Annotated in this window: 16 protein-coding genes; 8 read left to right on the top strand and 8 right to left on the bottom strand. The window is 75.1% G+C overall.

The genetic code is table 11. The features are described 5' to 3' along the window. Nucleotides 1-33: 33 nt before the first annotated feature. Both Dsi01nite_RS49605 and Dsi01nite_RS49600 read right to left on the bottom strand, forming a co-directional pair. A complete protein-coding gene (locus Dsi01nite_RS49605) occupies nt 34-1,554 on the bottom strand; it encodes a DHA2 family efflux MFS transporter permease subunit (RefSeq protein ID WP_203853478.1) in 1,521 nt (506 codons plus the stop codon). Nucleotides 1,555-1,753: 199 nt separating this feature from the next. Continuing rightward, the gene (locus Dsi01nite_RS49600) at nt 1,754-3,400 is read right to left on the bottom strand and encodes an FAD-binding protein (RefSeq protein ID WP_239136941.1); all 1,647 of its coding nucleotides are present in this window, start codon (nt 3,398-3,400) and stop codon (nt 1,754-1,756) included. A gap of 52 nt (nt 3,401-3,452) precedes the next feature. Between Dsi01nite_RS49600 and Dsi01nite_RS49595 the strand changes: the two genes are divergently transcribed. Both Dsi01nite_RS49595 and Dsi01nite_RS49590 read left to right on the top strand, forming a co-directional pair. Beyond that, nucleotides 3,453-4,004, top strand: a complete 552-nt coding sequence (locus Dsi01nite_RS49595) for a TetR/AcrR family transcriptional regulator (RefSeq protein ID WP_203853477.1) — start codon at nt 3,453-3,455, stop codon at nt 4,002-4,004. A gap of 173 nt (nt 4,005-4,177) precedes the next feature. Beyond that, the gene (locus tag Dsi01nite_RS49590; RefSeq protein WP_203853476.1) at nt 4,178-4,558 is read left to right on the top strand and encodes a hypothetical protein; all 381 of its coding nucleotides are present in this window, start codon (nt 4,178-4,180) and stop codon (nt 4,556-4,558) included. 54 nt (nt 4,559-4,612) lie between these two features. On the opposite strand, the gene Dsi01nite_RS58590 is transcribed toward Dsi01nite_RS49590, so the two are convergent. The 4 genes from Dsi01nite_RS58590 to Dsi01nite_RS49575 form a co-directional block, all read right to left on the bottom strand. After that, on the bottom strand, nt 4,613-4,747 hold the full coding sequence (locus Dsi01nite_RS58590; RefSeq protein ID WP_275423485.1) for a hypothetical protein: 135 nt from the start codon (nt 4,745-4,747) through the stop codon (nt 4,613-4,615). Next, on the bottom strand, nt 4,744-5,829 hold the full coding sequence (locus tag Dsi01nite_RS49585) for a ricin-type beta-trefoil lectin domain protein (protein ID WP_203853475.1): 1,086 nt from the start codon (nt 5,827-5,829) through the stop codon (nt 4,744-4,746). Before Dsi01nite_RS49585 ends, Dsi01nite_RS58590 begins: the two co-directional genes overlap by 4 nt. 69 nt (nt 5,830-5,898) lie before the next feature. After that, nucleotides 5,899-7,158: a guanitoxin biosynthesis pre-guanitoxin forming N-methyltransferase GntF gene (gntF, locus tag Dsi01nite_RS49580; protein WP_203853474.1), complete on the bottom strand. Its 1,260-nt coding sequence runs from the start codon at nt 7,156-7,158 to the stop codon at nt 5,899-5,901. After that, nucleotides 7,155-8,693 carry an AMP-binding protein gene (locus Dsi01nite_RS49575; RefSeq protein WP_203853473.1) on the bottom strand — a complete coding sequence of 513 codons (1,539 nt, stop codon included), beginning with the start codon at nt 8,691-8,693 and terminating at the stop codon, nt 7,155-7,157. The genes gntF and Dsi01nite_RS49575 overlap by 4 nt, the downstream gene beginning before the upstream one ends. Before the next feature lie 101 nt (nt 8,694-8,794). Between Dsi01nite_RS49575 and Dsi01nite_RS49570 the strand changes: the two genes are divergently transcribed. Then, nucleotides 8,795-12,502 carry an AfsR/SARP family transcriptional regulator gene (locus tag Dsi01nite_RS49570; RefSeq protein WP_203853472.1) on the top strand — a complete coding sequence of 1,236 codons (3,708 nt, stop codon included), beginning with the start codon at nt 8,795-8,797 and terminating at the stop codon, nt 12,500-12,502. A gap of 221 nt (nt 12,503-12,723) precedes the next feature. Next, a complete protein-coding gene (locus Dsi01nite_RS49565; RefSeq protein WP_373318947.1) occupies nt 12,724-13,881 on the top strand; it encodes a cytochrome P450 in 1,158 nt (385 codons plus the stop codon). A gap of 5 nt (nt 13,882-13,886) precedes the next feature. Here Dsi01nite_RS49565 and Dsi01nite_RS49560 read toward each other — a convergent pair whose 3' ends face one another. Beyond that, nucleotides 13,887-14,321, bottom strand: a complete 435-nt coding sequence (locus Dsi01nite_RS49560; RefSeq protein WP_203853470.1) for a redoxin domain-containing protein — start codon at nt 14,319-14,321, stop codon at nt 13,887-13,889. An 80-nt stretch (nt 14,322-14,401) separates the two neighbouring features. Between Dsi01nite_RS49560 and Dsi01nite_RS49555 the strand changes: the two genes are divergently transcribed. From Dsi01nite_RS49555 to Dsi01nite_RS49540, 4 genes are all read left to right on the top strand, one after another. Next, nucleotides 14,402-14,875 carry a MarR family winged helix-turn-helix transcriptional regulator gene (locus tag Dsi01nite_RS49555; protein WP_203853469.1) on the top strand — a complete coding sequence of 158 codons (474 nt, stop codon included), beginning with the start codon at nt 14,402-14,404 and terminating at the stop codon, nt 14,873-14,875. A gap of 127 nt (nt 14,876-15,002) precedes the next feature. After that, nucleotides 15,003-15,491 carry a hypothetical protein gene (locus Dsi01nite_RS49550; protein ID WP_239136939.1) on the top strand — a complete coding sequence of 163 codons (489 nt, stop codon included), beginning with the start codon at nt 15,003-15,005 and terminating at the stop codon, nt 15,489-15,491. Nucleotides 15,492-15,547: 56 nt separating this feature from the next. Then, nucleotides 15,548-18,043, top strand: coding sequence for a sensor histidine kinase (locus tag Dsi01nite_RS49545; RefSeq protein WP_203853468.1), 2,496 nt, complete (start codon nt 15,548-15,550; stop codon nt 18,041-18,043). Then, complete coding sequence (locus tag Dsi01nite_RS49540) at nt 18,040-18,756, top strand: response regulator (protein WP_239136936.1); 717 nt, start codon at nt 18,040-18,042, stop codon at nt 18,754-18,756. Before Dsi01nite_RS49545 ends, Dsi01nite_RS49540 begins: the two co-directional genes overlap by 4 nt. A 253-nt stretch (nt 18,757-19,009) precedes the next feature. On the opposite strand, the gene Dsi01nite_RS49535 is transcribed toward Dsi01nite_RS49540, so the two are convergent. Continuing rightward, a complete protein-coding gene (locus Dsi01nite_RS49535; RefSeq protein ID WP_203853467.1) occupies nt 19,010-20,224 on the bottom strand; it encodes an ATP-binding protein in 1,215 nt (404 codons plus the stop codon). Nucleotides 20,225-20,237 lie beyond the last annotated feature (13 nt).

Raw genomic sequence — 20,237 nt, 5'->3', positions numbered from 1 at the left:
CCCCCGCCGCCGCAGCTCCGCTGCGGCAGCTTTTCAGTGCGCCATGGCCTTCGGGGCGTCGGGGTCGACGTCGAGTGGGCCGGTGCGGAACAGGACGGCGGACACGGTGGCGCAGAGCAGGAAGAAGCCGGCCGACCACCAGAAGACCGTGTGGTAGCTCTCGATGGCGGCCTGCGCGGCCAGCTGCGGCGTCGGGGTGCGGCCGGCCAGGAAGCCGGTCGCGGAGCTGGCGGCGAACGAGCTGAGCAGCGCGGTGCCGATCGAGCCGCCGATCTGCTGCGTCGTGTTGATCATTGCGGAGGCGACGCCGGCGTCGGTGTGGGCGACGCCTGAGGTGGCGGCGTTCTGGGTGGGGGCGAAGATCAGGCCCATGCCGAGGCCGATGACGAGCAGGCCGGGCAGGACGCCGGTGGCGTACGTGGAGTCCAGGTCGAGCCGGGTCATGAGCACCATGCCGCCGGCGGCGATGAGGGCGCCGAGCGGCACGAGCGGGCGGGGGCCGACGCGGGGCGTCAGGACGGAGCCGGCGGTCGTCGCGGACAGCATGATGGCGGCGAGCATCGGCAGGAACGCGCACCCGGTCTGGATCGGGGTGAAGCCCAGGACGCCGGTCATGTAGTACGTGAGGAACAGGAAGATGCCGAACATGCCGGCGCCGGCGATGCCGACCGCGGCGTAGGAGCCGCCCCGGTTGCGGTCCAGCACGACCCGCATCGGCAGCAGCGGGTGGGCCACGCGGCGCTCGATGGCCACGAACGCGAGCAGCACCAGCACGCCGACCGCGATCGGGGCGAGCGTCATCGGGTCGCTCCAGCCGTCGGACTCGGCGTTGCCCAGGCCGTACACCAGTGCGACGAGACCCACGACGGCGGTGACGGCGCCGGGCACGTCGATGCGGCCTCCGGGCCGGGCGGGCTCGTCGCGCAGCTTGAGCAGGCCACCGGCCACCGCGACGGCGGCGATGACGAGGTTGACGTAGAGGCACCAGCGCCAGGAGGCGTACTCGGTGAGCACCCCGCCCAGCAGCAGGCCCACCGCGCCGCCGGCGCCGGAGATCGCGCCGTAGATGCCGAACGCCTTGCCGCGCTCCTTCGGGTCCGGGAACGTGATCGACAGCAGTGACAGTGCGGCCGGGGCGAGCGCGGCGCCGAAGGCACCCTGCAGGGCGCGGGCCACGATGAGCATCGTCAGGCCCTGCGCGGCCCCGCCGAGCGCCGAGGCGAGGGCGAACCCGACCAGGCCGACGAGGAACATCCGCTTGCGGCCGAACAGGTCCGACAGCCGCCCGCCGAGCAGCAGCAGGCTGCCGAAGGCCAGGGCGTAGCCGGTGACGACCCACTGCCGGCCGCCGTCGGAGAACCCGAGGTCCCGCTGCGCGGTGGGCAGCGCGATGTTCACGATCGTCGCGTCCAGGACCACCATGAGCTGGGCCATCGCCAGGACGACGAGGGCCCACCAGCGACCCGGCCGCGCATCCGGCGGCGGCACCGGCGCCGCGGGTCGCGTGCCGCCCCGCCGGGCGGTTGGGACGGGTGGGGCGGTCGTCGTGCTCATGGGTGGTCCCCCGGGGGTCGGCAAGGCAACGGTGTGCCCTCCGCATCGGGACGGTGCCGCCGGAGTTGAGCGCCCGCCGCTGTGCTGTTCCCGAGGTCACACCGCGCCGCCGTCGGCTCCACGCAGCCTTCTGCGTCGACGTTTCGGCCGGTGTACGGCCAAAGCCCGGCGCCGGACGGGTCAGGCGGCGGCGGACGGGTCAGGCCGCCGCCGCGGCGGCGCGACCGGCGCGGTAGCCGAAGATGACCGCCGGGGCGATGGTCGAGCCCGGGCCGGGATACGTGCGGCCCATGACCGACGCGGTGGTGTTGCCGGCGGCGTAGAGGCCGGGGATGGGCGCGCCGTCGAGGTCGAGCACGCGGGCGTCGGCGTCGGTGAGCAGGCCGCCCTTCGTGCCGAGGTCGCCGGGCACCAACTGGACCGCGGTGAACGGCCCCTTCTCGAGCGGGCCGAGGTTGGGGTTCGGTTTCACGCCCGGGTCGCCGTAGTAGTTGTCATACGCGGTGCGGCCCCGGCCGAAGTCCGCGTCGACGCCGGCGCGGGCGAAGCCGTTGAACCGCTCGACCGTGGCGCGCAGGCGGGCGGGTTGCATGCCGAGGCCGGTGGCGAGCTCCTCGATGGTGGCGGCGGAGCGCACGACGCCCTTGGCCCGCAGCTGCTTGGTGCCCTGCAGGAACGCGTTGAACAGGTAGCGGCGGCGGTGCCGCACGTCCAGGATCAGCCAGCTCGGGATGGCCGGCACGGTCTTGTCCCGCGCCAGCATGGCGTGGCCGAAGTCGATGTAGCTGGCCGACTCGTTGGTGTACCGGTCGCCGGCGGAGTCCACGACGATGCTGAACGGCATCGACCGCTCCGACAGCACGAACTGGGCGTGCCCGTCGGGCAGCGGCACCGACGCGCCCCACCAGGCGTCGTCCATGAGGGCCAGCTGCGCCCCGGCCGCCTCGGCGATGGCGATGGGCCCGCCGAGGTCGCCGTCGGCGGCGGAGCTGTAGCCGGGGATGCCGTGGTATTTCTGGCGCCACTCGGCGTTCTGGGCGAAGCCGCCCGCGCCGAGCACGACCCCGCCGAGCGCGCGGATGTGCTGCGGTGTGCCGCCGGCGCCGGTGACGGTGGCGCCGAGGACCGCGCCGGCGTCGTCCAGGACCAGGTCGGTCAGCGGGGTGTCGAGCAGCACCTCGACGCCCTGCTCGATCAGGATGCTCATCAGGCTCGCGGTGAGCCCGCCGCCGATGCCGAAGAGGCGCTTGCCGAGCACCAGGCCGCCGATGGTACGGAACACGAACCGGGCGCCCCGCACGAAACCGGACGGGGTCGACCATGCCCGGGACAGCAGCCACACGTCGTCGGTCTTCAGCGGCGCGGGGATGCTGTCCCGGCCGCGGAACGTCGCGAACCACGGGCCGAGCTTGCGGGTGTTGAACGGTTCGGCCTCGATGCTGCGGCCGGTCATGCCGCCGGGCCGGTCCGGGTAGTAGTCCGGGTATTCCTTCGCCGCGGCCCACCGCACGCCGAGGCGCTGGAGGAACGTGAACACCTCGGGGACGCTCTCCACGAAGGCGCGCCGCCGCTCGGGGGAGCTGGCCGGGCCGGCGTCGCCGATCGCCGCCTCCAGGTAGGTGAGGGTCTTGTCGACGGAGTCCACCTGCCCGAAACCGGCCATCAGCGGGTTGGTCGGCATCCACAGCCCGCCGCCGCTGAGCGCCGTGGTGCCGCCCCACTTTCCGGTGCTCTCCACGACCAGGACCCGCCGGCCGGCGTCGGCGGCGGCGATCGCCGCGGTCATGCCGGCCGCCCCGGTGCCGACCACCAGCACGTCAACCTCACGGTCCCACTGCACGGCCATGCCGCCTCCAATCAACCGGACGACCCCGTCCGGTTGGTAAGCTACACCCGTGATGCGGACACGTCGAGAGAACCGGGGGCGCAATGCCGCCGCCGCCAACCGGGTCGCGCTGATCGGCGCCGCCCGCGAGCAGTTCGCCAGCGAGGGCTTCGACGCGTCCCTCAGCGCGATCGCCCGGCAGGCCGGCGTCGGCCAGGGCAGCCTGTATCGCCACTTCCCGGACCGGGTGAGCCTGGCCCTCGCGGTCTTCGACGACAACGTCACCGCCCTGGAGGCCCTCGCCGCAACCCCGGCCAGCACGCTCGACGACCTGCTCGCCCTGATCACGGAGCAGACCGCCGCGTCGGTCGCGTTCATCGACATGCTGCACGCCTCCGACGAGGACCCCCGGCTCCGCGACGTGGTCGGCCGGGTCCGGGACCTGCTCGACGGCAAGCTGCGGGCCGCCCGGCACGACGGCCGGATCCGTCCCACGGTCACCGCCGACGACCTGCTGCTGGCCGTCCGCATGGTCGCCGGGCTCCTCGCCAAGTCGGTGCCCGGGGAGCGCGCCGAGCTCGCCGACCGCGCCTGGGCCATGCTCCGTCCGGCGATCACCGGATAGCGGACCAGGCCGCCGCGACGGATCGGGCCGCCGCGGCGGGATCGGGCCGCCGCCGCGGGCGAATGAGCTGGACGGACCCTTACGGTCGCGGTGCGGACAGGGCAGACTGCAGCAGTCCGGGCCCGGCTCCGGCGACGTCGAGCCGCCATCAGGTGGGTTGGGATGGAAACCACATGAGGCGCACCGCATCGCAGGTCGGCCTGCGCGAGGATCAGTGGACCACCGCGAAGCACGAGGTCCGGGACGCGATCCTCGGCGCCGCGTATGACCGGCGCATGACCTCCTACGGTGAGGTCGCCGCCCAGGTCCGGGTGATCCGGGTCGACCCGACCTCGCCGCTCATGAACGAGCTGCTCGGCGGGGTCTTCGAGGATGAGTACGACGCCGGCGGCCCGGCGCTGACCGCGATCGTGACCTCCCAGTACAGCGACCGGGAGCCCGCGCAGAGCTTCTACAACGAGGCCCGCACGCTCGGCTACCGCTTCACCGAGCCGCACGTGTTCTGGACCGAGCAGGTCCAGCGGGTGTTCAGCGAGCACGGCCGGCGGCGCTGAGCCATCCGGTGCACCGGGACCGCCCGCGAACGGCAGGCGGCCCCGATGCGACGGTCAGGCGCCGCCGGTGAGGGCGTAGTCGTGCCCGGCGACGATGCTGGAGGCGGTGACGGTCCGGGTGGCACTGGCGGGTGCCGGACCGGCGAGGACGGCGGCGGTCGTGAGGACCGCCGGCATGATCGTTGTCATCGGCGGGACCACAGCTGGACGGCGGTGCCGTCGCAGTCGGCGATGCGCAGGATCGTGCCCGGGGTGGTGCCGCCGTAGGTCGACTTCACGCAGCGGCCGGAGGCCGCCCCGACGAGCGAGCCGTTGGCGCGCAGCGTCCACCGCTGGTTGGACTGCCCGTTGCAGGTCCAGATGACGACGTCGGAGCCGTGGGCGGTGGCGGCGCCGGCGACGTCCAGGCACATGGTGCCGAACACGCGCAGCTCACCGGCCACACCGGCGACCCAGCGCTGGCTCGGGCCGCCGTCGCAGGTGGCGATGACGGCGTGGGCGCCGGCGGTGGCGGTCCTCCCGGCGACGTCCAGGCACAGCCCCGACGCGCGGTGCTCCAGGCCGGTGCCCGGGCCGATGGACGTGGGCACCGTGCGCAGCGCCGCGTGCCAGGTGGCGCCCATCTTCGCGGAGCCGGCGGCCGTGGGGTGCACTCCGTCGGCGGTGAGGTCGGCGGTGGTGAGCGCGGCGTGCATTTCCACGAAGTGCACGTGCTTGCCGGCCGCGGCCCGCTGCTGCACGAGTCCGGGGATGGCGGCGTTGTAGGTCTGTGTCCTCGCCTCGCGATCGGCGAAGGCCACCGGGGCGACGCTGGCCACGAAGATCTCCGCCGCCGGTGCCAGCTGGATGATCGTGTCCACCAACTGGAAGAGGCGGGCGGGTGCGTTGGGAAGGTCCCAGTTCTGCCCGATGTCGTTGGTGCCGAGGTGCAGCAGCACCGTCTGCGGGTTGGTGGCCTGCACCCAGCCGGCGATGCCGGCCTGGATCTGGTCGATGCGGTAGCCGGGGTGCCCCTCGTGGTCGTGGTCGCCCAGCTCGGCCGGCCCGTTCGCCCTGGAGCCGACGAAGTCGACGGTGTAGCCGCCGGCCGTCAGCCGGCGCCACAGCTCGGTGCGGTAGGCGCCGGGGTTCGCGGTGCCGCCGTCGGTGATCGAGTCGCCCAGCGGCAGCACCCGGATCCCGCCGTTGCTCTCCGCTGCCTGGGCCGCCGGCGCCGCCGTCACGGCGGTGGCGGCGAGCCCGAGCACCAGTGCGGCGATCAGTCTCGACATGCTTACTCCCTTCGATGCACAGAGGATTGCACACTCTGCATCGAATTTGCAGTATCGAGCGATGGAAGGCTAGGAATGGGAAGTCGCGGTGCGACGGGCGGCGGCCAGCACGATGCCGCCGTAGCCGTGGGAAGCCTCCTGCGGCACCTGCCTGACCTCGATCGACGGCGACCCGAAGCCCGGTCGCAGCACCGCGCGCAGGTCGTGCTCGTCGACGCCGGCGCTCGGGAACGACCGGCCGGCCACCGTGTACCCGCGGCACCGGCGCAGCGCCGAGGTCACGAACAGCCCACCCGGCTCGACCAGCCCGGTGATGTGCCGCATGAACAGCGCCCACGTCGCCCGGTCCGCGGTCGCCGAGTCGGCGCAGTAGGCGCTGACCACGGTCGGGTAGGACCGGGCCACCGGCCGCGGGTGCCGGGCGTCGACCTCGACCAGGTCCGTGACCTTCTTGCGGGTGAGGTCCTCCCGGGCGGCCACCTCCTCGTCGGTCGGCTCGGCGACGCCCTCGCACCGCAGCGTGTGCCGCACGAACGGGCGCCAGTCGTGGGCGCCGGGGTCGCGGTCCAGCCACCGCCGGATCTCGGCGAGGTTCGCCGGCAGGTAGTCGCCGAGGTGGATCTCCGAGGCGACCTCGGCGGCCGCGAACACGTGGTGCAGCGTCGGCCCGACCCCGAAGAACAGCACCGGCCGGTCGCGCTCGGCCGCGCGCAACGCGTCGACGAAGAACGCGATGGTGGCGACCTCGTCCGGCTCGACCGTGCGGTAGTAGCCGTCCAGGTACGCGGCCGGCTCCCAGTCGGTGTCGAACGAGGCGTACCGGCGCCGCCGCAGGAACGCCGTGGTGAGGCGGGCCAGGCCGTACTCGTAGCCGGCCGCGCCGAGGTTCGCCCCGGCCAGGAACACCAGGGCACCGGTCGCGGTCACCGAGTCGGTGAGCACCGCCGCGCCGAACGCACCCGCGTAGTACGGCACCTCCTTGGCGACCTCGGTCACCGTGTAGCCGGCCGCCGCCGCCAGCCGCACCGCGCGGGGGCTCGTGGTGTGCCGCCGGGTCAGGTCGTGCGCCGCCTTCGACAGCACGTTGGTGCTGGTGCCGGTCGAGGTGAGCAGCTCCTGGTTGGCCCGCAGGTTCGCCCGCAGCCCCCACGCCCACACCGCGTAGCTGGCCGCGAGCAGCGCCAGGGCCCACCGGTGGTTCCCGTCGCCGCCGAGCAGGCCGGAGGCGACGAGCGCCACCCCGGCCGCCGTCGCGGTCGCGTCGAGGGCGTAGGCGGACACCGCCGTCGCGGCCACGCTGACCGCCCACGCCCGCAGGCCGCCGGTCATCGCCCGGAGAGCATTCGGCGAAGCACCTTGCCGGTCGGCGACCGGGGGATGCTCGAGGCGAACGTGACCGCCGCGAGACGCTTGAACGGCGCGACCCGCTCGGCCACGTACCCCAGCAGCTCCTCGGCACTCACCGGCGCCCGCAGCACCACGTGCGCCACGGCGACCTCGCCGGCGTCCGGGTCCGGCCGCGGCACCACGGCCGCGTCGGCGACCGCCGGGTGCAGGCACAGCAGCGCCTCCAGCTCGGCCGGCGGGACCTGATGTCCACGGAACTTGATGAGCTCCTTGAGCCGGTCGACGACGTACAGGTGGCCGTCCTCGTCGAAATGGCACAGGTCGCCGGTGTGCAACCACCCGTCGGCGTCGACCGTCGCGGCGGTCTCCTCGGGGCGGCCGCGGTAGCCGCGCATCAGCTGCGGGCCGCGCACCCACAGCTCGCCGGTGCGCCCGGCGCCCAGGTCGGCGCCGCTGCCCGGGTCGACGACGCGGGCCTCGGTGTTGGGCAGCAACCGCCCGACCGACCCGCGGCGCGTGGCTTTCGGGTCGCCGACGGCGATCAGTGCCCCGGTCTCCGTCATGCCCAGCCCCTGACTGACACCGCAGCCGAGCCGCTCGGCGCAGCGCTGCTCCGTCGCCGCGTCCAGCGGTGCCGCACCGACCCCGACGTTGCGCAGCGACGACAGGTCGAACCGGTCGACGAGCGGGTGCCCGGCCAGGGCCCGGACCACCGGCGGCACCACGATGGTGAGCGTCACCCGGTGGTCCTGGATTGTGCGCAGGAACGCGTCGAGCTCGAAGCGGGGCAGGGTGACGACGGTGCCCCCGGTGGCGAGGCCGGCCGTCATGATCAGGTTGAGCCCGATGACGTGGCAGAACGGCGCCACCGCCAGGATCACCTCGTCCTCGGCGTAGTCGAGCACCGCGAGGGCCTGCCGCACGTTGGTGACCAGGGCGGTGTGGGTGAGCTCCACCCCCTTCGGCAGGCCGGTGGTGCCGCTGGAGAACGGCAGCGCGGCGACGTCCCGGTCCGGGTCGACGGCGACCGCCGCCGCCGGGTGGTCGTGCTCCACCAGCGCGTCGAACGACCCACCGAAGACCAGCACCTCCGCCACCCCGGCCAGCCGCGCCGCCTCGGTGGCCACCTCCAGCAGCGGCGGCGCGGTGACCAGCAGCCGCGCCCCGGCCTCGGCGAGCAGACCGGCCAGCTCCCCGGCGGTCAGCGTCGGGTCGGCCCCGGTGACGGTGCCGCCGGCGGCCATCGCCCCGTACACCGCCAGGGCGTAGTCGGGCTGGTTCGGGCTGTGCACGGCCAGGACGTCTCCCGTCGTGAAACCGCGGGCGGCCAGGCCGGCGGCGACCCGTTCGACCCCGCGCGCTAGCGCCCGGTAGGTGAGGGTGCGCCCCGTGGCGGCGTCGAGCAGCGCTGCCTTGTCGCCGAGGCGGGCCGCGTTTCGCAGCACGAGGTGGTGTACGGCCAAGCCTCCGACCTCCACGTCGGGAAGCGCTGCGTGCACGGGGTGGACGGTGGTCATGACGGGGCTCCTTCGCGTCGGTTCCTGGGTGACCGGACGGTAGGCCGGGCAGCGTGTGTGAACCGTTTCCCGATCGTGTGCGTGCCCCGATAAGGTGCTCGATGACGACGGCGGTGGCGATGACGGATCAGCGGCTCACGGTCCATGTGCTCGGCCGCGCCGACCTGGCGCTCGGCGGACGGCCGCTGGTGGACCTCGCCTCGGTCAAGGCGGCGGCGCTGCTGATCTACCTGGCGGTCACCGGCACCGGGCACAGCCGTTCGGCGCTGGCCGGGCTGCTCTGGAGCGACCTGCCGGAGGCGGCGGCCCGGGCCAACCTGCGGCTCGTGCTGACGAAGCTGCGCCGGGTGGTGCCGGCGCACCTCGACGTGACCCGGCGGGTGGTCGCGCTCACCGCGGGCGCGCCGGTCTGGGTCGACGCCGTCGAGGTCGCCTCCGCCGCCTCTGCCGCCGCTGCCTCCTTTGCCTCCGTTGCGCCTGCCGTGGCTGCCTCCTTTGCGCCTGCCGCGCCTGCCTCCGTTGCCTCCTTTGCGCCTGCCGCGCCTGCCTCCGTTGCCTCCTTTGCGCCCGCCGCGGCTGCCTCCGTTGAGCCCGCCGCGTCGGCTTCCTTTGCGCCCGCCGCGTCGGCTTCCTTTGCGCCCGCCGCGTCGGCTTTCTCTGCGTCCGCCGCCGTGGTGGATCCGGCCGCCGTCGAGCTGTGCCGGGGCGAGTTCCTGCACGGCTTCGACGTGCCCGGGGCACCCGTGTTCGACGACTGGGTGGCCACCCGCCGGGCCGCGGCCCGGGCCGACATGCTGGCGCTGCTGGAACGCGCCGTGGGGCAGGCCCGCGACCGGCGCGACCCGGCGGCCGGGGTCGACGCCGCGCGGCGCATGCTCGAAGTGGAGGGCCTGCACGAGGAGGCGCACCGGGCCCTGATGTGGTTCCTCGCCGCCGGGGGACAGCGCAGCGCCGCGCTCGCCCAGTACGAGACCTGCCGCTACCTGCTCGACCAGGAGCTCGGGCTCGCGCCGTCGGCGGCGACGACCGCCCTGCGCGACGAGATCGCCGGTGCGCCGACGTTTTCGGTGCCGCCGCCCGTGCCGGTGCCCGGGCCACCCCCGCCGGTGCCGGTGCCGCCCCGGCCGCTCACCGCCCTGGTCGGCCGGGCGGGCGAACTGGCCCGGCTGCACGACCTCCTCGACGACCCCGCGTGCCGGCTGGTGACCCTCGTCGGTCCCGGCGGCATCGGCAAGACCCGCCTCGCCGTCGAGGTCGCCGGGGCACGGCGGGCGGTGTTCGTGTCGTTCGCCGGCACCGGCACCGGCCGGCGCGACACCGTGGCCGACACCGCCGCCGACGGTGACACCGCCGACCTGGTCGTCGCCGACCTCGCCCGGGCGTTCGGGGTGGTGCTCACGGTGCCCCGTGACCCGCTGGAGCTGCTCGTCGAGCACGTCGGCGGCCGCGAGCTGCTGCTCGTGCTGGACAACCTGGAGCACCTGCCCGGCGCGGCCGGCCCGCTCGCCGAGCTGCTGCGCCGGGCTCCGGGCGTCCAGCTGCTGGTGACCTCCCGGCGCCCCCTCGGCCTCGGCGTGGAATGGCTCGTCGAGGTGCCCGGCCTGCCGTCCCCGCCGGCCGGCACCGCCGCCGCCGAGGCCGCCGGGTACGCGGCGGTGCAGCTGTTCCAGGAACGGGCCCGGCTGCTGCGCCCGGGCGTCGAGGCCGACGTCGAGGGTGCCGCGCGGATCTGCCGGCTGGTCGGGGGTCTGCCCCTCGCGATCGAGCTGGCCGCCCGCTGGGTGCGCTCGGCCGCGCCGGCCGCCATCGCCGACCGGCTCACCCGCGGTCTCGAGCTGCTCGAGACCACCGCGCCGGACGTGGAGCCCCGGCACCGCAGCATCCGCTCCGTGCTCGACGCCTCCGTGCGGCTGCTCACCGCCGAGGAGCGCCGCGCCCTGCGCCGGCTGTCCGTGCACCACGGTTTCGACCTGACCGCCGCCGAGGCGGTGGCGGCCGCCGGCCTGCCGCTGCTCGCCGGCCTCGTCGACCAGTCACTGGTGACCGCCGGCCCGGACGGCAGGTACGCCATGCACGAGCTGCTGCGCCAGTACGCCGCCGGACGGCTCGCCGAGGACCCCGCGGAGGAGACGGACACCCGGCGCCGCCACGCGGCCCACTACGACGCGCTGCTCACCGCCGATCCGGCGCTTCAGGACGCCGCTCAGGACGGTTTTCAGGACGCCGCGAACCTGCGTGCCGCCACCGAGTGGTTCATCGTCGAGGCCGACCCCGAGGTGCTCGACGGCCACCTGCAACGGCTCTGGACCCTGTGCCGGCGCAACGGCTGGTTCCGTGAAGCACAGGCCGTCCTCGGCGCCGCGCTGCGCCGGTCCGGGGTGCCGGGCCTGCTGCGCGGCCGCTGGCACCGGCTGCTCGGCGAGGCGCACCAGCAGCTCGGCGAGGCCGCCGCCGCCCGCGACCAGCTGGAGCAGGCCCTGGCCGCGCTCGGTGGTGCCGTGCCCACCGCCGGCCGGCCCGGGATGCTCGCCGGTCAGCTCGCCCGCCGGGCGCTGCGCGGGTTGCGGCCCGGCGCCCGGGTCGCCCGCAGCCCGCACCGGCGCGACCTGTTCCACGAACGCGCCGCCACCTACTTCTCGATCAACGAGGTGTACTGGGTGCTCGACGAGCACCGGCTGATGCTGCCCGCGGCGGTGCAGGCCCTCAACGACGTCGAACTTGCCGGCGACCCCGACCTGATCGCCCGGTCCCGCGCCGGCCTCGGCATGATCACCGGCAGCCTCGGGCTGCACCGCCTCGCCCGCCGGCACCTCGCCGTGGCCACCGCCGAACGCACGGACGACCCGCTCACCGCCTGCTGGGTCGCGATCGTCGGCGGGCTGCACTGGATCGGGGTCGCCGACTGGGCCGCGGTCGACGCCGCCGCCGCGAGGGTCGGCCCGCAGCCTCGTGCCACCCCGCAGCGGCCGGTCGCGCCGCAGCACCGGTGGGAGGACGAGGCACGGCTGATCGCCGGCGTCGCCCAGCACCTCACCGGCCGGATCGAGGAAGCGGTCGCGTCGGCCTCCCGATGCCTGACGTCCGGCCGGGACCGCCGCGACCCGGTCGTGCACCTGTGGAGCCTGCTGCTGCTCATCGAGGCAACCCACCCCGGCGCCCCGCCCGTCGACACGAAGGCCCAGCTCGACGCGCGGGCCCAGCTCGACGTGCGGGACCGGCTCGACGTGCGGGACCGGCGTGATGCGGGGGCCCAGCGTGATGCGGGGGCCCGGCTCGATGCAGGGGCCCGGCTAGACGTGCGGGCCCAGCTCGACGCGTGGATCGAGGAGGCGGCGCCGCTGCTGCCGGCCGCGTCGAGCATCGATGCCGCCCGCTTCCACACCGCCGCTGCCCGGCTGCACCTCGCCGCCGGCCGGTGGACCGAGGCGTGGCAGGCGGTCCGCACCGCCGACCGGCTCATCGGCGCTCGGCCCGCCCTGGCCCAGTACGGCCTCGAGGCGCACGCCGGCGTCGCCGAGGTCTGCCAGGCGTTGCTCGACCCGGCCGGCGCGGTGGGGCGTCGCGTCGAGGCGGACGAGGTGCCTGCGGACGAGGTGCGTGCGGTCGAGGCCGCGGCCGTGCGCCGGTTGCGCCGCTACGCACGGACGTATCCGATGGCCCGGCCCCGCGCGCGGATCGTGCTCGGCCGGCATCTCGCGCTGCGCGGTCGGGTGCGCGCCGCCCAGCGGGTCTGGGCCGCTGCCGCCCGGGACGCCGAACGGCTCCGGATGCCGCCCGAGGCCGCTCGTGCCGCCCACCTGCGTTCGTGACGCTGCCCGCGCTGCCCGGCTGCGTTCGTGACGCTGCCCGCGCTGCCCGGCTGCGTTCGTGATGTCGCCCGAGGCCGCCCGAGGCCGCCCGGCTGCGTTCGTGATGCCGGCCGAGGCCGCCCGCGTGGCCTGGCTGCGCTCGTGACCCGGCCTATGGTGGACGGATGCCGGACATCGTGCAGACCCCGGAAGTGCTGCGACTGCTGGACGAGCTGACGAGGATGCCGGGGCGGGCCGACCCGTACCCCCGCTATGCCCGCCTCCGGGAGATCTCCCCGATCGTGCGGGCCGAGGACGGTGCCCTGGTCGTGACCGGCTACGGCGACTGCGCGACCGTCGTGCGTGACCCGCGCCTGCAGCACCCGCCGGCGGACCTGCTGGCCTTCGTCGGGTTCCCGGACTGGCGTGACCATCCGGCGCTGCACCAGCTCTTCACCAGCATGCTCACCCTCAACCCGCCGGACCACACCCGGCTGCGGCGGCTGGTGAGCTCCGCGTTCACGCCCCGGCGGGTGGAGGCGCTGCGGCCCGCGATCGAACGGATGGTGCAGGACCTCCTGGACGGCCTGGACGGCGACGCCGACTTCGTCGCCGCGTTCGCGTTCCCGCTGCCGGTCAACGTCATCGGCGAGCTGCTCGGTGTGCCGGCGGAGCAGCGCGGCGGCTTCCAGTCCCTGGTGCGCGACTGGACCCAGGTGCTCGAGGTGATCACCCCGGACGTGCTGGCCAGGGCGGACCCGGCCGCCACCGCCATCCGCGAGCACCTCGCCGGGCTCGTCGAGGAGCGCCGCCGCCACCCGGGTGACGACCTGCTCAGCGCGCTGGTCCAGGCGCAGGCGGCGGACGACCGGCTCACCGACGAGGAGATCCTCAGCAACGCCGCGCTGCTGTTCGCCGCCGGCTTCGAGACGACCACCAACCTGCTCGCCAACGGCGTCGTCGCGCTGCTCGGGGACCCCGCGCAGTACGAGCTGCTCGGCCGCCGGCCGGAGCTCGCCCAGCCGGCGGTCGAGGAGCTGCTGCGCTTCGACAGCCCGGTGCAGCTCAGCAGCCGTGTGGTGACCGCGCCGATCGAGCTCGGCGGGGTCGGTGTCGCCGAGGGTGAGCGGGTGGTGGCGTACCTCGGCGCGGGCAACCACGACCCGGCGCGCTTCGCCGATCCGTCCCGGCTGCGGCTCGACCGCTCCGACAACGCGCCGCTGTCCTTCGGTGGCGGCATCCACTACTGCCTGGGCGCACCCCTCGCCCGGCTGGAGGCGCAGATCGCGCTGCCCGCCCTCGCCCGCCGCTTCCCGTCCCTCACGCTCGCGGGGGAGGGGCAGCGGCGTGACAGTCTGAGCCTGAAGGGGTTCACGAGCCTGCCGGTGCGCACCGGCTGACGGGCTCAGAGCCGGTCGACGGCCGCGGTGAGCGCAGCGGCGTCGAAGGCGCCCATCGGCAGGGCGGTGGCGAGCCGGTAGCGGACCTCGCCCGCGGCGTCCACGAGCAGGGTGCCGCTGTGCTGCAGCAGCATGGTCCTGGTCAGGCCGACCGCGTGGTGCGCCTCGGCGCCGGTGGACGACACCACGCGCACGTCGCCGGCGGCGCGGCGGACCCGGGCCGCCTCGGCGGCGCCACCCGGCACGACGACGACCGGGGCGACGTCGCGGTCGGTGAGCCGCAACGCGGCCAGGGCGCGCGCGTGCCGCACGCAGATCGCGCAGCTCGCCGCCCGCATGAAGAACAGTGCGACGCCCCGCGCGCCGCCGCGCAGGTCCTCCGTCGTCACCACGGCGCCGGTGGCGTCCGTGAACACGATCCGTCCGGTCTCGACTGGCATGGCTCCTCCTCTGGGTAACTGAGTTACCAAAATTAGATACGTATCTGAGTTACCGAGTCAAGTCCGGTACGGTTTTCGGCATGAGTCAGGTCGACCGGGCCGAGCACGATCTGGGCATGCTGCTGGCGGCCTGCTGCGAGCGCATCGTGCGCAACCTGCTCGGCGAGCTCGCCTCCGCCGGCTACGGGCACCTCACCCCGTCGCAGTCGCTCACCGTGCTGTTCATCGCCGACGGCTTCGACACCGTCACCCAGCTCGCCGAGCGGCTCGGCATGACCACCCAGGCGATCAGCAAGATCTGCGCGACCCTGCACACCGAGGGCCTGCTCGGCCGCCAGGCCAGCGCCGGCGACGCACGGGTCCGCCATCTCGAGCTCACCGCCGAGGGCCGCCGCGCCGTCGAGGCGATGCGCACCGCCGGCGTCGCCGCCGAGCGGACCTGGATCGACCTCGTCGGCGAGGACACCGTCGAGGTGGTGCGCGGCGCCTTGGCCGCGTTCGCGTTCGCCCCACAGACCGCCCCGGCGAGCCCGGTCCACATCCGCTTCGCCTGACGGGGAAGCCGACGAGCCCCGAAGCCTGACGGGGAAGCCGACGAGCCCCGAAGTCTGACGGGGAAGCCGACGAGCCCGAAGGCAGTGTTCGACCAGGGCCGAACAGTGCGCGACCTAGCCTCGGCGCATGACTGACGACATCCCCGCCACCGACGACCGCGACCCCGCCCTCGTCATCGAGAGCGCCGTCGCCCACGCCCTGCGGCTGGCGCGGACCTGGCCGGCGTGGGACGGCCGGCCGATCGCCGCCGGGGACCGGGTCTACACCCCGCACAAGGCGATCCGCCGCCTCGGCGACCACCTCGTGGACCACCTCGCCGAGCTCGAGGCGCGCCTCGCCGGGCAGACCCCGCCGCCCGACCACTGGCACGCCTCCGCCGTCACCACCCCCGCCGACCTCGCCGCGTTCACCGCCGCCGACCTCGACGAGGCGGGCAGCCGGCTGACCCGGCTGGCCCGGATCTGGTCGCTGCGCCTGCACTCCCTGGACGCCGAACGGCTCGACCGGGTCGAGGGTGACGCGTGGACGCTGCGGCAGGTGGCGTTCCACCTCGGCAGCACCTTCTACGCCGACGCCGTCGGCGACCTCACGCCACGGCACCAACCCAGGGTGTAGGCGGCCTCCGCCGCCGGGATGACCTGACCCCCGCCGCCGGGCGATAGCCTCACGCCATGGACGACTGCGCCGAGCGGACCATGGACGACGGCGCCGAGCGGATCGGGTGGGGCCGGGCGGTCCGGCTGCCGGCCGCGCTCACCGCCGCGCAGCTCGCCGCGTGGCCGCTCGGCCCGCTCGCGTTCGGCGTGCCGGTCGGCGTCGGCCAGGCCTGGCAGCTCACCGCGATCACCCTCGTGGCCGGCGTGGCGCTGAGCGTGCGCGCGGCCGCGCCGGTCGCGGCGTGGGCGGTGATCCTGGCCGCGGTGAGCTGCGTCGAGCCGCTCGGGTTGCAGGATCAGGCGCTGGTGGTGCCGTTCGCCGACCTCATCGCCCTGTACGCCGTCGCCGCCCACCGCACGCTCCGGGTGAGCGTGGTGTGCGCGGCCGTGGCCACGCTCTGGTCGACGCTGGTGGCCGACGTCCTCACCGAGGCCGACCCGGTCGCCGGGTCGGTCGCGCTGACCGCCGGCGCCGACGCCGCGCTGTCCGCCGTCGTGTACGCCGCCGTGGTCGTCTTCGGCCGCTCCCTGCGCCGCCGGACCGCGCGGCAGGAAGCGGTCCGCGCCCACGTGGCCCGCGCCGCCGAGCACGAACGCGCCGCGGCGGCCCACGAGCGCGAGCGGCTCAGCCAGGAGCTGCACGACGTGTCCGCGCACCACCTGACCGCGGTCGTGGTGCAGCTCGCCGCCGCCCAGCGCCTCCGCGACCCGGCGATGACCGCCCAGGCACTCGACGTGGCGCGGACCTCGGGCCGGTCGGCGGCGAGTTCCCTGCACCGGCTCGCCGCCCTCGCCGGCCGCGACGAGCCGCCGCCCCCCGCCGGCCTCCCCGACCTGGTCGCCGGCTTCACCCGCCTGGGCCTGCGGATCGACCTGCGCGAGGAGCGGCCCGCCGAGCACCGCCGTGACGGCGACGCCGCGAGCGGGCCGCTGCATCCCGAGGTCGCCGAGGCCGTCCACCTGATCGTGCAGGAGGCGCTGACGAACGTCCTGCGGTACGCCCCCGGCGCGGCCGTCACGGTCACCGTCAGCCGGGCCGGCGACACGGTGACCGTCGCCGTCGAGGACACCGGCGGCGGGGCGGCCGGCTTCGACCTCGGGTCCGGCGCGGGGATCCCCGGCATGCGGGCCCGCGCCGCCCGCCTCCGCGGCACGCTCAGCGCTGGACCCCGCCCGGGCGGCGGCTGGGCCGTGCACGCCGCCCTGCCGGCGGCACCCGGCCCGGCCCCGGCCGCACCGCGCGCAGCGGAAGCACCGGACGCGACGGACGCGACGGACGCGACGGACGCGAAGGAAGCCAGGGAAGGCAGGGAAGCCAGGGAAGCCAGGGAAGCACCCGCCGTCACCGCGAACGGCGGGCGGGTCATCGACGGCCTGCTGATCGTGCTCGTCGCCGGGCTGCCACTGTTCCTCGGGGCCGCCGGTCGCGCGGAAGAGGGCCACGGCCCGCTCTTCGCCGATACCGCCGACGCGGCCATGACGGCGCTGTTCCTCGTTGTCTACTGTGGACCGTTGTGGTGGCGCCGCCGGGCGCCGGTGACGGTGCTCGCGGCGATGCTGGCCGTCGGGGTGGCCGCGGCGGTGCTGGGCCGGGTCGAGGCGGCCGCGACGGGGTTCGGGATCGTCGCGTCGGTCGCGCTCGCCGGGGTCGTGGTGCCCGTGTACGCGGCCGGCCGGTACGACCCGCGCCATCCCGGGCTCACCTGGCTGACCGCGATCGGTGCGGGCGCCGGCACCGCCGCGGCGCTCATCATCCGGTTCCTGCCCCCGGGCGAGCTGGCCGGTGCCGGCAACCCGGTGCAGCTGGTGCCGGCCGGGGTGGCGGTCCTCGCCGCCGGGTCCGCCGCCGGGCTCGGCCTCCTGGCGCTGCCGTGGTGGCTGGCCGGTCTCCTCGTCGCGTGGCAGCGCGCCCGGGCCGACCGGCGGGACCGGGTCGCCCTGCGCGACGTCGCCGAGCGGGCCGTCCGCGCCGCCCGCGACGAGCGGGCCCGCATCGCCGAGGGCCTGCGCGGGCGGGTGCTCTCGCACACCTCGGAGTTGCTCGCGGCGGTCGCTGGTCGTACACCTGGCGAAAACGACATCACAGCGGCGCTCGGGCACGCGAGGGCCGCGCTGGCCGCTATGCGGGAACTGCTCACCGTGCTCCGGGCCGGCACGCCAGCACCCCGCGCCGCACAGCCGACCCTGGCGGGCCTGGCCGACCTGTGCGACGGGGGCGTGGCCCTGGAGGTGCACGGCGCGGGGCCGGTGCCGCTGGAGGTCGAGTTGTGCGCGTTCCGGGTCGTGGAGGCGGTCCTGCCGATCGGTGCGGCCATGGTGCGGATCGAGCACGCCCCCGACGCCCTCCGGCTCTGTGTGCAGCGGCTCGCCGCGCCGGTCCCGCGGCCGGTCCTGGCCGCCCTGCGCGAACGCGTCGACGCGGTGGGAGGATCGCTCACGACGACGCGGCCCGTCGGCGGTGGCTGGCAGCTGGACGCGTCCCTGCCGATGACGGAGGCCGTGCCGGCGTGATCACCGTGATGGTCGTCGACGACCAGCCGATGGTCCGGGCCGGCATCGCCGCCGTCGTGGACGCCGAGCCGGACCTGTCCGTGGTCGCGGTCGCCGCCGACGGCGCCGAGGCGGTCACGGCCGCGCGGCGGCTGCGCCCCGACGTGGTGCTCATGGACATCCGCATGCCCGGCATGGACGGGCTCGCCGCTACCGAGCGGCTGACCACCGGCCCGGATCCGTTGCGGGTGCTGGTGCTGACCACGTTCGGCCTCGACGAGTACGTGTACGCGGCACTGCGGGCCGGCGCGTCCGGGTTCCTGCTCAAGGACGCCGACCCGCAGCGGGTCGTCGACGCGGTGCGGGTCGTCGCGGCCGGCGACTCGCTCATCGACCCGGCGCTGACCCGCCAGCTCATCGACGCGTACGTCGGGACGCCGGCGCTCGACCCCGCGGTCGCGGCCGGCGTCGCCAGGCTGACCGCCCGCGAGGTCGAGATCCTGCGGCGGGTCGCCCGGGGGCTGACCAACGCGGAGATCGGCGCCGAGCTCGGCGTCCGGCCGGCGACGGTCAAGGCCCACATGAACGCGATCCTTGCCAAGCTGGACCTGCGCGACCGGGTCCAGGCGACGATTTTCGCCTACGACGCCGGTCTGGCCCGCCCCGGTCTACAACCTGGGGTGGGGCCCGGAATCCGACCGCGGCCCGACGACCCCGGGGCCGGCCGGCCATAGCTTCGGATGTATGCGAACGAGATGGCAGCACCTCCGCTCCGTCGCCGCGCCGGCGGCCCTGATCGGTGCCGCGACGGCGGTGACCCTGCTGGTGCTCGCGGCGCTGCTGTGGTGGCAGCACCACGACCGGCCGTGGCCGGTGCTGGCGTGGGCGGCGGTGAAGGGCGTCCTGTGGAGCAAGACCGTCTTCAAGGTCGCCCTCGCCGCGGGGCTCGGGCTCGTGATCGGGGTGCGCGGGCTGGCTCGCCGCCTGTCATCCGGCCGTGGCGGGCAGGGTCAGGCAGACGGTGGTGCCCTCGCCGGGGGCGCTGGTGACGGTGATGTCGCCGTGATGCGCGTCGATGATGGCCTTGACGATGGTGAGGCCGAGGCCGGCGCCCTGGGCGGCGAGGTGGTCGGCGGTGCTGCTGCGGTGGAACCGGTCGAAGACGTGCGGCAGGTCCTCGGCCGGGACGCCGACGCCGGTGTCGACGATCGAGAGCGTCGGGTGCGGCGTCGCGGTCGTGGTGACGGTGACGTGCCCGCCCGCCGGGGTGAACTTGATCGCGTTGAACAGCAGGTGGTTGAGCGCCTGGGCGAGGCGTTCGGGGTCGCCGGTGGTGGGCACCGGGCCGTCGGTGCGGGTGGTGAGGGTGAGCCGCTTGTGCTCGGCGATCGGGCGGGACGTCAGCGTCGCCTGGAACGCTAGCTCGTTGAGGTCGACCTCGACGACGTCGAGCCGCAGGCCGGTCTCGTGCAGGCGGGCGACGAGGAGCAGGTCGTCGATGAGGCGCAGGAGCCGGTCGGCGTTGCGTTGCATGACGGCGAGGAAGCGGCGGACCGTCTCCGGGTCGTTGGCGGCCTCGTCCTCGTCCAGCAGCACCTCGATGTAGCCGCGCACCGACGCCAACGGTGTGCGCAGCTCGTGGCTGACGCTGGCCAGGAACGAGTCCTTGAGCCGGTCGAGCTCGCGCAGCCGGTCGGCGGTGTGCCCGACGGTGCGGGCGTAGCGGCGCAGCTCGAGGTGGGCGGCCGCGTGCCGGGCCAGTGACCGCAGCGCCCGGCGCTGCTGCAGGGTCAGGTGCCGCGGTTTGCGGTCCATGACGCACACGGTGCCGGCCGCGTGCCCGTCCTGCAGCAGCATCGGTGCGCCGGCGTAGAACCGGACGCCGTGCTCGGCGATCGCCGGGTTGGTGGCGTAGCGCGGGTCGGCGGCGGCGTCGTCGATCTCGAGCAGCTGCCGGTCCCGCACCACGTGGGTGCAGAACGAGTCGTCGCGGGCGCTCTGCTCGGGGTCCCAGCCGACGCGGGCCTTGAACCACTGCCGGTCCGCGTCGACCATCGACACCATCGCGATCGGCGCGTCGCAGATGTCCGCGGCGAGCGCGGCGATGTCGTCGAAGTCGGTCTCCGCCCGGGTGTCGAGGATCCCGGTCTCCCGCAGGGCGGCGAGGCGTTGCGGCTCGTCGTCCGCGGTCAGCGGATGCATCACGGCTCCTCGC

Origin of the sequence: Dactylosporangium siamense (genome assembly GCF_016862795.1) — a bacterium.
Taxonomy (GTDB): domain Bacteria; phylum Actinomycetota; class Actinomycetes; order Mycobacteriales; family Micromonosporaceae; genus Dactylosporangium; species Dactylosporangium siamense.
The sequence above is the reverse complement of the archived record's forward strand: the minus strand, read 5'-3'. Positions and strand labels throughout refer to the sequence as shown.